The sequence below is a fragment of the Scardovia inopinata JCM 12537 genome (genome assembly GCF_001042695.1).
In the GTDB taxonomy this organism is placed as follows: domain Bacteria; phylum Actinomycetota; class Actinomycetes; order Actinomycetales; family Bifidobacteriaceae; genus Scardovia; species Scardovia inopinata.
Window position 1 is genome coordinate 1,511,786 of sequence record NZ_AP012334.1, and the last position, 12,710, is coordinate 1,524,495.

At 44.8% G+C, this 12,710-nt stretch carries 10 protein-coding genes and 1 pseudogene; 4 read left to right on the forward strand and 7 right to left on the reverse strand.

Annotation, left to right across the window (positions count from 1 at the left end; genetic code table 11):
• Positions 1 to 484: 484 nt before the first annotated feature.
• From SCIP_RS06190 to SCIP_RS06205, 4 genes and pseudogenes are all read right to left on the reverse strand, one after another.
• Positions 485 to 2,182 carry a glycoside hydrolase family 43 protein gene (locus SCIP_RS06190; RefSeq protein ID WP_006293570.1) on the reverse strand — a complete coding sequence of 566 codons (1,698 nt, stop codon included), beginning with the start codon at positions 2,180 to 2,182 and terminating at the stop codon, positions 485 to 487.
• A gap of 102 nt (positions 2,183 to 2,284) precedes the next feature.
• A pseudogene (locus tag SCIP_RS06195) lies at positions 2,285 to 3,163 on the reverse strand (carbohydrate ABC transporter permease).
• A 9-nt stretch (positions 3,164 to 3,172) separates the two neighbouring features.
• Complete coding sequence (locus tag SCIP_RS06200; RefSeq protein ID WP_006293563.1) at positions 3,173 to 4,225, reverse strand: carbohydrate ABC transporter permease; 1,053 nt, start codon at positions 4,223 to 4,225, stop codon at positions 3,173 to 3,175.
• Between the two features lie 192 nt (positions 4,226 to 4,417).
• Positions 4,418 to 5,707 (reverse strand): ABC transporter substrate-binding protein, encoded by a 1,290-nt coding sequence (locus SCIP_RS06205; protein WP_040591285.1) that lies wholly within the window; start codon positions 5,705 to 5,707, stop codon positions 4,418 to 4,420.
• 248 nt (positions 5,708 to 5,955) lie between these two features.
• Between SCIP_RS06205 and SCIP_RS06210 the strand changes: the two genes are divergently transcribed.
• The gene (locus SCIP_RS06210; protein ID WP_048349280.1) at positions 5,956 to 6,993 is read left to right on the forward strand and encodes a LacI family DNA-binding transcriptional regulator; all 1,038 of its coding nucleotides are present in this window, start codon (positions 5,956 to 5,958) and stop codon (positions 6,991 to 6,993) included.
• Between the two features lie 65 nt (positions 6,994 to 7,058).
• Here the strand turns inward: SCIP_RS06210 and SCIP_RS06215 are convergent, their stop codons facing one another.
• Positions 7,059 to 7,511, reverse strand: coding sequence for an Rrf2 family transcriptional regulator (locus SCIP_RS06215; protein ID WP_006293558.1), 453 nt, complete (start codon positions 7,509 to 7,511; stop codon positions 7,059 to 7,061).
• A gap of 145 nt (positions 7,512 to 7,656) precedes the next feature.
• Here SCIP_RS06215 and SCIP_RS06220 point away from each other — a divergent pair, with 145 nt between their 5' ends.
• The 3 genes from SCIP_RS06220 (at position 7,657) to SCIP_RS06225 (ending at position 11,451) form a co-directional block, all read left to right on the forward strand.
• Entirely contained in the window at positions 7,657 to 8,763 is a 1,107-nt protein-coding gene (locus SCIP_RS06220) for a lactate oxidase (RefSeq protein WP_006293557.1), read from the forward strand.
• Between the two features lie 574 nt (positions 8,764 to 9,337).
• Positions 9,338 to 9,745 (forward strand): hypothetical protein, encoded by a 408-nt coding sequence (locus SCIP_RS08490; protein WP_006293556.1) that lies wholly within the window; start codon positions 9,338 to 9,340, stop codon positions 9,743 to 9,745.
• Between the two features lie 161 nt (positions 9,746 to 9,906).
• Positions 9,907 to 11,451 carry an MFS transporter gene (locus SCIP_RS06225; protein ID WP_006293555.1) on the forward strand — a complete coding sequence of 515 codons (1,545 nt, stop codon included), beginning with the start codon at positions 9,907 to 9,909 and terminating at the stop codon, positions 11,449 to 11,451.
• A gap of 153 nt (positions 11,452 to 11,604) precedes the next feature.
• On the opposite strand, the gene SCIP_RS06230 is transcribed toward SCIP_RS06225, so the two are convergent.
• Together SCIP_RS06230 and SCIP_RS08495 are read right to left on the reverse strand one after the other, a co-directional pair.
• Positions 11,605 to 12,249, reverse strand: coding sequence for a glutathione S-transferase N-terminal domain-containing protein (locus SCIP_RS06230; RefSeq protein ID WP_006293554.1), 645 nt, complete (start codon positions 12,247 to 12,249; stop codon positions 11,605 to 11,607).
• 48 nt (positions 12,250 to 12,297) lie between these two features.
• Positions 12,298 to 12,546: an ArsR/SmtB family transcription factor gene (locus tag SCIP_RS08495; protein ID WP_006293553.1), complete on the reverse strand. Its 249-nt coding sequence runs from the start codon at positions 12,544 to 12,546 to the stop codon at positions 12,298 to 12,300.
• Between the last annotated feature and the right edge of the window lie 164 nt (positions 12,547 to 12,710).

Here is a 12,710-nt window from a genome sequence, read left to right on the forward strand (position 1 = left end):
CTCTCGAGAGACCTCAGCCTTGGATATTTTCCCGATTTTCATTCGATTCTCCATTCATCATTGAATCGATCATAATGATCTTGGCTGGGTACGGCTAACCTCTCAAAAATTAAGGAGGTAGCCACATTGCAAAAATAAGTATATCAACCGTTCTTCTTTTGTCAGTTCGATAAACTAAGCAGCAGATGCTTTTATTCCCAACGGTTTTATGGCTTTTATAAAAAATTTTTCTCTCTTTGCCATTATCAAACAGGAAAATTTGAAAGACCATACAGACCATAAGTGCTGCAGCAGTTCACCACTGGCAATTACTCCCGCGAAAGAGAAATCACAATAACGTCCGCTCACCCAACTGTCATATCAAAAAATCTACCGGCTTACCTCCAGCAAGTCTTTTCTGCCATAGTGCGGTTGGGTGAGCAGGTTTAGAGCGATATCTTGCAGAGCAGGCGCCAAGTCTGCAAACATTTGTTTGCTATGAATCTTATGCCCGGTCTGGAAGCTCCCTGTAATCAAAATAAGAGAAGTCTGCGGGGCAATCGTAGCCGCTTAAATCAACGACAGCCATTCCGGTAAAAGCCCCTGTGAAAAAGCCTCCATACTGCTGAGCAACATGATCATCAGACAGGATGGCAGCGTCCAGGGTTACAGGAATTGGCAGCCAGTTAGCGCCATTAAAGGAATATTCATAGCTGTAACTACTGGTACGAATCCGCGAGCGCAGGCAGACCGATGCACAGTCGTCAGGAATCTCAATCGCCTTGTCTCTCAGGTATGTTGTATAAGTATAAAAATCATTTTGGGCAACATCGATAACTCTCTTACCCCGTTTTTCATCCCAGGTTACAAAGACCCACGACCAGCATTTGGTGTTGTAATAATTGGTTAAACCAGCCATCTGCATATAGGAGCAGGGATTAAACGTCACCTTAGTTTCGGCATCAAAATTGAAAGCCTGCCAACGGCGGGCAACCAGAGAGAGATCAAACTCATTACTGAGCGACCCTTTGCCGATCAGGGTGAGTTTACCTGCTCCTACAGTTCCCATCTGACTGAAAGGCACCCGAGGAGTGTTCCAGTTGATATCCAGCTGATCGCCGGTAAAATCATCCCGGCAGGAATGGTCGTCATCTGCTCCCTCACCCAAGGAAGACGAGGCAGAAGCACTAACCGAGTCAGATTCACCAGGCAAGTCAGATTCGCCAGATACGACAGAAGCACCGGCCGGCGCGTCCACATACCGCTGTCCGCCATGACCTCCTTCAATATAAGGCCAGCCATCATCCGTCCATCCAACTTTCTGAATCGATGTTTCCCGGCCCAGCGTGCACCAACCGCGTACCCCGTGCCGGGGCTCCGGATCATGCCACCAGGGCCGGGCACACAGAGATGCATAATACCACTCCCCTGTAGGAGTATCGACCAAGGCCCCATGACCCTGCTTTTGCAGATAGAAATCCGGGGTATCGAAATTGCTGATAAAAGGGTTGCCTGGCATGCTCTCAAAGGAGTCAGCATCCAAAGTCCGCGAGCGGGCCACAGATTCCTGATGCTCATACTGAGTTCCCCCTTCAGCTGTGAAAAGGTAATAGTAATCATTAATTTTATAAATACGTGGCCCTTCAGTAACCTTTACATCACTTCCCTTCCAGATCCGACGAGCAGTACGAGGTTTAAGCTTCATGGTCTTAGTATCAAGCTCAGTAAGAGTAATACCATTAAAAGCATGCCGCCATTCACGGAAATCCCAGGTCTGCTGAACCAGGTATTTTCGTCCATCAGTATCATGGAAAAGGCTGGCATCAAAACCTACTCCGTTTAACCTGACAGGCTCGCTCCATGGGCCTTCAATGTGCTTTGCAGTCACTAAATAATTCGTCCCATCTTTGAAAGCCCCGTTTACTACCTTGACATCCGCATAAACCAAATAAAACTTTCCATCAGCATAGGATAGATCAGGAGCCCAGACACCGCCAGAAGAAGGGTTCCCTCTCATATTTATCTGAGATGCCTTGGTAAGAGGACTAGGAAGAAGACGCCAGTGTACCAAATCCCGGGAGGAATGCAGTCTCACCCCTGGCCACCATTCGAAAGTTGAATTGGCAATGTAATAGGTATCCCCTACCCGAATCATTGAGGGATCAGCATTGAAGCCAGTAAGGATAGGATTGGATATTTTCATAATTTTTCCTTTATATAGATATAGGTTATCCACGTTACGCATTACTAAATCTTGTAATATTTTGCATGCTAGTATAAGTTTTCTCGATATTGCTGCGGTCTATTACCCTTTCACCGCTCCGGTGAGACCGCCGACTATCTGCTTTTGGAAAATAGAGAAGCAGATTAGGGCGGGGATCATCGACAGGGAGGTAAAAGCCAGAACCATAGCGGTGTCCACCGAATGCTGGGTGCTGAACACCTGTACGCCTAAAGGCAGGGTATATTTTTCAGGATCGTTGAGCATATACAGAGGAAGCATATACCCGTTCCAGCTGCCCACAAAGGTCAGAATTGCAACAGTGGCAACCCCTGCCCGGGACAGAGGCAGAACCATGCGCCAGAAGAATTCCAGCCGGGAGCATCCATCCAGAAGAGCAGCTTCCTGAAGCTCATTAGGAATGGACTGGAGGAAAGGAACCAGAATGATTATTGACTGAGGCAGGGCAAAGGCTATTCCCGGCAGAATAATGCCCAGAAGAGAGTTGACCAATCCCAGATTCCTGCATAACAAGTACAGCGGGGTAATGGCCACAGTCATGGGGAACATCAGACCGGCAGCAAAGAGGGAGTAAAGAACTCCATTGAAGCGGAACCGATAGCGGGCAATAACATAACTGACCATGAGGGCAAGGACCACAGTCCCCACCATAACGCTGACCCCCGCTATCAGCGAATTGCCCAGCTCTGTTCAAAAGGTAGGGGCCTTAATAACAGTAAGGTAGTTGCTAACCTGCCAGGGATGAGGAAGTCCCGATGGATCGTTGGTAATCTGCGAGTTGCTCCTGAATCCTCCCAGAATAATATAGAGAACAGGAACAATGCAGATTGCGACCAAGACCAGGGAAATAAAATACACTAGGGGATTTCCCCAGGGAGTTTTGGCTGACTTGCGCAGGGCCATATAATCATAATCTTTTGTCTGTTTTTTACTGCGAGACATAATGCAACCTCACTTAGAACCAACTGCCGCAGAGGAGGGAACTACCTGCTGATTTTTCATTTTCAGCATCCTCTTCTTCCTTGCTTTTTCAGCTTTTTCCTGGCTTCGCTCTTCAGTCAGAGCCCCCTGCAGATCACGGTTAAGAATCAGATGCTGGTAAAGAAGAGCAATAATGAGAGAGATGAAGAAGAGAACAACGGCAACAGCATTGCCATAACCATAATTGCTGGCCAGACGCCCCTCACGAACCATATAGGTTGCCATAGTAGAGGTGCCGGCAACGCTTGATACATACTGCCCCCAAATAATATAAACCAGGTCGAAAAGCTGGAGGGAGCCAATAATAGACATAAAAGCCCAAATACGGATTGTCGGTCCCAGCAGGGGCAGGGTGATGCTCCACTGCTGACGCCAGAATCCGGCCCCGTCTACCCGGGCGGCTTCATAGAGCTCATCGGGAATGGACTGCATGCCGGCGAGCATGAGGATGACGGCAAATCCTATATATTTCCAGGTGATAACAAAAAGAAGGGTCCAGATAGCTATTTTAGGATCAGAAATCCAGTCTGCCCCATGCAGACCGATTTTCTTCAGGAAATCGTTGATGGCTCCGTTTGACTGAAGCATCAGCCCCCAGCCGGTTCCCACAATCACCTCAGACACAACATAAGGTACAAAAATCAGGGTCCTGATGATGGCCCGCCCCTTAAACTTCTGGTTCAGCAGGAGGGCAAAGAGGATGGCCAAAGGTCCCTGGGCAATCAGGGAAAGAATGGCAATAAGAAAAGTATGCCCTACAGCCTGCTGGAAGTTAGGATCAGAAAAAATAATTTTATAATTATCAAAGCCTATAAACTGGCCGGTTACTGTGGGATTTCCATACCCCTTCCACCTGAAGAACCCATAATATGCTGCCATAATCACAGGCAGAATAACGAATCCCAGAAAAAGAATCAGGGCTGGAAGAGACAGAACGGCAATCTCTACTCCTTTAAGGAAGGAATCATTTTTCCACAGAGAGTTCTTTTTGATAACGGTCTGTGATGATGCACTAGTTGACATATAAGCTCCTATGTCCTCTGTCAGGCTGACGGCGCTGGCAGCGATGGCGATTGAATTCCTGAAGCGGCTGGGGCAGCAGAATAGTGTCTGCTGCCCCAGGCCAGCCTTCTGACAGGGAAGGATTCAGGATTCAGCCGGGCACTGAGGCCGAGCAATCCGACTGCGAACTCGGCATTTGCGCTTACTTGCTCTTTACTTTTGAGCAGCAGCGTTCGTTGCCGATACAATCTGTTCAGGTGTTCCCTTTCCGGCCAAAAGATTCACCACGGCTTCATTCATGGCATTGCCAACATTGGAGCCGAACTGGGTATCAAGGTACTGATACATGGCGGGAGCTTTACTGTAGTACTTAAGAACATCTTTCAGGGCAGAGTACGTTACCACACCCTGAGCCTGAGTGTTGGCAGGAATGGTGTGGAAGGCATTGGCATAGGCTTCCTGATTCTCTTTCTGCGCTGCGAAATTCAGGAAGTCTGCTGCTTCTTTGGGAGCATGGATGTAAACAGCATAGCCGTCGGATCCACCCATCATGGCTCCCTTTTCTCCTTTGCCTCCAGGGACTTCAGGGAAGGGGAAATAGCCTAGATCGGGAACCAGCTTCTTATCGGGAGTCAGATCGCCCATAACACCAGGATCCCAGGTTCCCATCAGCTCCATGGCTGCCTTGTGATTGGCCACCAGACCTGCCGAAGAACCAGCACCCTGTTGAGCAGAAGTGGTAAGGAATCCTTCATTGAAAGGCTTGATATCAGCGAACTTCTTCACATCGTGTCCGGCCTTGGCCCAGCAGGGATCGGTGAACTTCATGGTCTTCATGGTCGTGGCGAAAGTTGCATCTGAGCATTCCCGCAAAGCAAAGGAATAATACCAGTGAGCAGCAGGCCAGGCGTCCTTGGCTCCCAGAGCGATGGGCGAGATCCCTGCAGCTTTGAGCTTCCTGACAACACTGTAGAGATCATTGATCGTAGTAGGAACTTTGCTGATTCCCGCCTTCTTGAAAAGATCTTTGGAATACCAAAATCCTTCAGGCTGAGTAGTCATGGGAACGGCATATACCTTATTATCAAAGGTTACTCCCTTTAAAGCTGCTGCGTGGTTAGTCCTGACATTGTCAGAAATTAAGTTAGTCAAATCCATAAGCTGGCCGGCATCGGCCATGTCCTTGGTTTTCTGACCGCCGCGGGCAAGAAAGATATCAGGTGCCGACTTCTCATCCTGCAAAGCAGTCTGCAGTTTGCCGTCCAGATCTTCATTCTGAATGGTCTGAATCCGAATGTCGACTGTAGAATGTTTCTTTTCGAAAGCTTTCGCTACCTTTTCCCAGTAAGCTTTCCCTTCACCAGTAGTGGAATTATGCCAGAAAGTGATAACAGTTTTACCATTAGATTCACCGCTGGAATCACCACTGCCGCATGCTGAAATTCCTGTTAACATTGCCATGGAGAGCACCAATGCCCCCACAGCCTTGAGCCGAAACTTCATTGTGTCTCCTTTGAACAATGATATAGGTTAAAACTACGAAAGGTGTATTTTCCTTTCGTAGTTTTATTTTAGCAACTTTCGAAAATTATTGCTGACAATACGAACCGAGGCCACCCCGATAAATCCCTTTAATTCCAACGAGAATCATCTATTTATAGGAAATATTGGCTCTCGAAAGTTTCGAATTCTTCTATAATAAATAGAAATAATCAACAGAAAAAGTATCTTATCAAGAATTGCGAGTTACCGTGCAAAAATCCTCCCCTTCTGCCCCGGCAAACAAACCCACTCTTACTGAAATTGCTGATGCTCATGGATATTCCTTATCAACCGTTTCAAAGGTTCTTAACGGTTATAGTGATGTCTCCTCCCAAACTAGAAAAAAATTGGGAACAATTCTGAGAGAATCGGGTTACACTCTGACCAGCCGGACGCGTAGAACAAGCAATACGATTGAAGTCGTTTCTCAAACCGTCGACAACATGTGGTCCTTGGAAATTCTGAGAGGAATTATAAAAACCAGTTCCAGCATGGATTACTCGATCGTTCTAACCGAAAGCCAGGACCGACTCCGCCCCAATGCAGGTTGGATCGATGATGTTATCCGTCGCCGTCCCCATGGGATTATTCTTATCTTCTCCGACCTTATTCCAACAGAACGCGAGCGCCTGAATTCTATGGATATTCCTTACGTTATTCTTGACCCAGCAACAAAAAACATGCTCACCGATAGCCACTCGGTTCAGGCAGACAACTGGACCGGCGGCATTCTAGCTACCCAACATTTACTCTCTTTAGGACATAGAGAAATCGGCATTATTACAGGACCTTTATCCATTATGTGCTCCCAGGCCAGGCTTGATGGATATAAAACAGCCCTGAGCAAAACTGGAGTTGAGTTTGACCCTAATCTGGTCAGAGAGGGAGACTTTCTTACTCCCGGAGGTAAGGAATGCGCCATGTCTCTTCTGACTGAAGAACACCCTACAGCAATCTTTGCTTGCAACGATCTGCAGGCTCTGGGGGTGTATGAAGCAGCCCGGCAGCTGGGAATACGGATTCCTGAAGATCTGTCCGTAGTAGGATTCGATGATCTTCAAATGACAGAAATTGTAAGCCCTCCCCTGACGACAGTCCGTCAGCCCTTGGAAGAAATGGGTTCCACAGCTACGGAGATGATTATCAATTTTGATAAGAGAATGCCTCACGCGATCCAATCAAGAATTTTGCCAACAACCCTAGTACGACGGAAAAGCACCAGAGAACTCTCTAAACGGTTCTGCTAAATCTTCTCCTAGTCTGCTGTTCCGCTACTGATCCTTTGCTGTTCTTTCCCCAAATCAACGACATTCTAGCTACCAGCGCCTTCCCCGATCAACCCATTGATCTCATCAGTCAATTCCTTTAAGGTGATGCGGGACATTTGGTCTTCGATTACCAGCTGAATCTGATGGTACTTTTCATTGAGCACAGTTTGAATGTTCGCCCCTACAGGACAGCTCCGGCTGGTGTGCCGGTCGGGCTGCAAAAGATCGTTGGTGCCAGGCAAACTATGGAAAATATCCAGAAGTGTAATATCTTTCAGGGGACGAATAATAACGGGGTCAGCTTTCCCCCGATGGCTACTTATAAGGCCGGCTTTCTTTAGATTGCTCATGATCTTACGCACAGCGCTGGGATTAGTATTGACGCTCTGCGCAATCGCTTCACTGGTCAACTGATCAGGGTTATGCTTAATTGCCAGGTAGAGCATAATATGAACACTGTCACTCAATTGAACAGACTGCTTCATGGCCTTCCTCATATTTCCTTAGCTAGAGTACGTGTAATATCTGTTTCTATTATTACATGTATAAATTAAAAAGACAAGAATCTGACAAATTTTCTTATGTCTTTCTATAGTTGTATAAAATAAAAATACATATAAACCTATCAGGAAGGAATGTATTATGACAGTAACTAACGGCTACCAGCAATCCGATTTTGAACGTCCTCTCGATATTCTCAACCTTCCCAGCCTGGAAAAAGAAGCGCAGAAGATTATTCCTGCTGGCGGTTTCGGCTATATTACCAGTGGTGCAGAGGATGAATGGACTTTGCGCGAAAACACCAAAGCTTTTGACCACGTGCAGATTGTCCCCCGCTCTTTGAATGATATGGAGAATCCTTCTACAGAAACGTCCGTCTACGGAATCCCCATGAAGATGCCTATTATGATGTCTCCAGCAGCGGCTCAGGGCCTGGCTCATGCCAGGGGAGAAATGGCAACTGCGGAAGGAATGGCTGCCGCAGGAACCATTATAGCTCAAAGTACCTATGGGAATACTACCATCGCAGACACAGCACGGGCAGGAAAGGGAGCTCCCCAATTCTTCCAGCTTTATATGAGCAAGGATTGGAATTTCAACAAGGCTCTGCTGAATGAGGCTGTACAGGCGGGAATCAAAGCAATCATCCTCACCGTAGATGCTACTGTAGGCGGTTACCGCGAAGCAGATAGGATCAACAATTTCCAATTCCCCTTGTCTATGGCTAATCTTGAAAGATACGCCAGTGTTGATGGTGAAGGCAAGGGTATCAGCGAGATTTACGCAGCAGCGGCTCAGAAAATTGGCCCTGATGATGTAAGGCGCATAGCAGAATACACGCATCTACCAGTTATTGTGAAAGGAATTCAAGATCCTGAAGACGCCGAGCGGGCTATCCAGGCAGGCGCTCAAGGAGTGTGGGTTTCCAATCACGGCGGTCGCCAGCTCAACGGGGGTCCAGCGTCCTTTGATATGCTGAAATCTGTAGCAGATCAGGTTAACCATCGTGTGCCCGTATTCTTTGACAGTGGTATCCGTCGTGGTTCTCATGTTTTCAAAGCCTTGGCAAGCGGGGCGGATATAGTGGCGCTAGCCCGGCCAGTAATTTTCGGATTGGCTCTGGGCGGCGCTCAAGGCGCACAAAGTGTTGTTGAGCACCTTAATGATGAGTTGAAGATTGACATGCAATTAGCAGGAACCAAAACTATCGATGACGTAAAGCATGCTAAGTTGGTGCGTTCCCGCTGATCAATATAACGTCTAGCTGCCGATACCAGGCAACAGAGCATACTGAACATTTATATTTACCTGATTTGCCAATTTTATCGTTACAGTCTGGCTATATAAGAATCCTGATTTGCCAATTTAATCGTTATAACTTGGTGCGGTAGAAGTCATAAATTTCCTGCCGTGTTTTATAGTGTAGACTCTTGCGGGGAATACGGTTCCGTTTAACTGCCACATAGCGTATATATGAGTCTTTGACCATGTTGAAATTCATCGTTTTGGGCAGTTCACTACGCCTAAATGCTGCTCAGCAAAGACTTTTGTGCAAGAAATTAAGAATATTCTTGCAGATCAGCTATGAAAAGAGAGAATAAAAATGGAAGTACAAAACCTATCTATTGTTTGTGATGGAATTGATACACGGGGGAGATTCCTTAAAAAATTTACTCGGAGAGGTGAAGATATTTCACCAAGCTTCCATTTGAATAGCCCCCCGAAGGAACCCAGACGATTGCTATTACATTAGAAGATGTAACGCATCCTATATTTGGAACAATAGCACATTGGACTATTTTGGATTTACCTGCTGCGACATTTGAGGAAGAGAGAGTTCTCGACTGGGCGTTGGTGTGTTCATCATGCACTTGAATCGATTGGTAAAAACGTTAGTTATATTGGTATAGGTGAAGGCGGCGAACCTCTTTTGCTAGAAAGCACAAGAGAAAGTATTTCCCACCGCCAATTTTATTGTCCCGCCGTTGTTTGTTCAGAATCTGAGTTTTCTACTATAGGGATTGACATGGAAGAGAACGTTCCTTTACCTGATGGAGTTTTACAATTAATATGTTCCCAGAAAAAGGCTCATGTGCCGTCATCGAATTTTAAGAATTCAAACGTACATTGGGGCAAGCTTTACTTCTTGATTAAAGAATCACTTATTAAAGCCTATTACATGCAAACTAGAATGCGGATAAGTTTTAATTCTTATCTTGATATCTCTTAACAGTGCGAAACAGAGTTTCTGTACATTTTCCGGTGGAAAAACCGAAAGGATGTATTTTTTGGGGACACTGGACTATAATTGAGTCCCATAGTTGTGTTCAGCTTTCAAAAGTGAACAGATAATACAAAGTAAAGAATAGAAATTTCTTTAAGGATTGTACAGTGGAAAAGCAACACAGAATATTATTAATGCTTGTTAGCTTATGCGTAGCGGAAGCGATTATTTTCATCAATACCACTGCGTTCAATCTTGCTCTGCCGTCGGTTGCTGGCAGTCTTCATGCATCCACCGCCGCACAACAGTGGATGGTTTCTATATATTCTCTCTGTTTCCTTGCAATCTTATTGGTTTCCGGATTTTTTGGTGATTTGATTGGGTACCGGCGCGTATTGTTGTCTGGGCTTGTTTTATATGCTGTCGCAGCTGTTTTGGGAAGCGTGGCACACACTATTATTCTGGTTATTGTCGCACGAGGTCTCTTAGGTCTCGCTGCAGGAATGTTTATACCAATGGGATTAGCTACAATTACATCTGTTGTCTCCCCAGGGGATAATAGTAAAGCGGTTACTCTCTGGACTGTTGCCGGCACTCTTGGTATTCCGCTCGGACCTGTTATCGGTGGGTTAATGACATTGCTAATGGGATGGCGCGGTCTTTTTGTTTTCGATGCTGTCGCAATTGTTATCGCATTAGTGCTCAACTATCTGTTTATGCCACGTCAACACCAATCTCATATACAAAATAATCAAAATAGGCAAAATCATCAGCTGAAAAACAGCAAAATATCTACACGCTTTCCAATTATTCAAGCAACTCTGATCGTTGTGGCGATGAGCGCACTGTCTGTTGGGCTGATTAATGCACAGACATCGTTCCTCTCATTTACTACGCTATTTCCTTTGTGCTGTGGCATATTATTTGCTGTATCCTTCAGTTTTCTGACTCTTCATGCTAAGCACCAGCTTACAGATTTGACACTTATGCGTTTCACGTCATTTCAGGTAAGCTCTATAGCACTGCTTCTGCTGAACTTTGTTGTGTTCGGAATTTCCTTTATTCTTCCTACATATTTCCAGGAAGCGAAGGGGCATAATGCATTAATGAGCGGGATTATGCTTATGCCAATGATTCTATCTGCTATTGTAGGTGCGCTGCTGAGCAGGAATATTATCGGCAGATTTGGAGAGAAAACAGCGTGCTTTATTAATTTGGCGTGTATAGGATTTGGTCTGGCTGTTATGGCGCTTGCAATCCACTTGGACTTATATATTCTTCTTTCCCTCGGGCAAATTATTGCTGGCATTGGAATGGGTGCTGGACAGCCTGTAGCTTTTAGTTGGGCATTCGTAGACGTTCCTGTAGAGCGGATGGGTAAAGGCTCTTCTCTGCTCACTGTTTTCCAACAGCTCGGATCAATTCTGGGTATTGGTATATTTGGTTCCGTACAAGGTGCGCTCTATTTTCAGGAGCTCACGCGAGAGTTAAACAATACACGACTTACTGCTGCGCATACTATTACTATTTCGTTGCAGCAAGCAGGCAAAGTCAGCGGCGCAAGTGGGAAATTATTAAAAGTAAGTGCAATCAAAGCCTACGAAACTGCAGGATCAATTAATTTTGTTATAAGCGCGTTGGTTATTTTTGTGATACTGCTTATCCTTATTGTTTTACTTCATGCGTGCAGTGTGAAGAAAAGTATACCTTAGTGGCCATACTTGTCTGCACGAACTGATATCGTTTATAAGAGTTAAATAACATTGCCCATATTGGATGATGATTATCACTCCAATTAGCAAACAGAGGTCCTTAAGCAAAACGTCCAATAGGTTAACCCTATTGGACGTTTTGCCAAGTAATAATTATTTTGCTTGATCTTGCAGAGAATGGGGACGCCCTTCCTGCTTTAAAACAGCTTGAACTGAGTCTCTTTTTCTCATATTTTTATCGAACTTCTTTAGATTATCAAGTTGATCAAAGCCATACTCTAATCGAGTAAGCCAGTTAGTCATAACAAATAAAAATAAATAAGCGTCGGGAGCTGAAAAATGATGGTCAACTAAATAGTCGCACCCTTTTAAGGCTTCATCTACATATTTTAGTCTTGGGAGGACACGATCATATACTAATTTTTTTGACTCAACTGTATTTGGTAACCAGTTTCCTTTTCTGAAAGGAGAAATAAAATTTTTGTGCAGTTCAGTAGCAACGTAATTTAGCCAAATTCTTTGTTCCCAATAGATCGCACTGTCATATTGTCCCATCAATTGCTTATCAGGTACTTGAGAAGCAATGTATTCTAAGATCACAGCACATTCAGTCAAAACTGTGCCATCTTCAATTCTTAAAGAAGGGACATATGACTTGGGGTTGATTACATTATAATTACCCTTAGACCATGTTTTTACATCCAAATTAACTTTTTCGGCCACATAGTCTAAGCCACTTTCTTCCAATAAAATATGTGGCGCCAGTGAGCTAGCTCCCGAAGCATAAAATAATTGCATAAATTTTCTCCTTAATTTGATAGCTATCGAAATACAAGCGAAGAATTATTACAGTGTATTTAATAAATTAGGCAAGTATTCTTGAAACGTTTGTTGATTTAGAGATAAATACTTAATTTGAGCTTGTTTCCTTGTTCGAGTTAATCCAGCTCTGCGCAGGGCTTTAAAGTGATAAGAAACTGTTGAAGGGGCAATTTTCAAAGAGTGACTTATTTGACCGCAAGTTAACTCCCTATCACTATCTCTCAGGATCTTAATAATCCTAATTCGATTAGGTTCGCTTAAGGCACGGAACAATTTAGCTTTTTTCTTCTTTTTCTATTTCGACATTCATGGAAGTAGCTTACTACTTCATATCTATAAAGTCAATGTACTTTGTATATAGTTATTCAAATATCGACCTACAACGGCCAAGATACCAAAAAAGGAATTAAGTAGGTCATAACTTAACTAAAAAGCAG

Excerpts from the sequence above, each read along its gene's own strand:
- SCIP_RS06190 (WP_006293570.1), bottom strand. The coding sequence starts at position 2,182 with ATGAAAATATCCAATCCTATCCTTACTGGCTTCAATGCTGATCCCTCA.
- SCIP_RS06200 (WP_006293563.1), bottom strand. The coding sequence starts at position 4,225 with ATGTCAACTAGTGCATCATCACAGACCGTTATCAAAAAGAACTCTCTG.
- SCIP_RS06205 (WP_040591285.1), bottom strand. The coding sequence starts at position 5,707 with ATGAAGTTTCGGCTCAAGGCTGTGGGGGCATTGGTGCTCTCCATGGCA.
- SCIP_RS06215 (WP_006293558.1), bottom strand. The coding sequence starts at position 7,511 with ATGAGGAAGGCCATGAAGCAGTCTGTTCAATTGAGTGACAGTGTTCAT.
- SCIP_RS06220 (WP_006293557.1), top strand. The coding sequence starts at position 7,657 with ATGACAGTAACTAACGGCTACCAGCAATCCGATTTTGAACGTCCTCTC.
- SCIP_RS06230 (WP_006293554.1), bottom strand. The coding sequence starts at position 12,249 with ATGCAATTATTTTATGCTTCGGGAGCTAGCTCACTGGCGCCACATATT.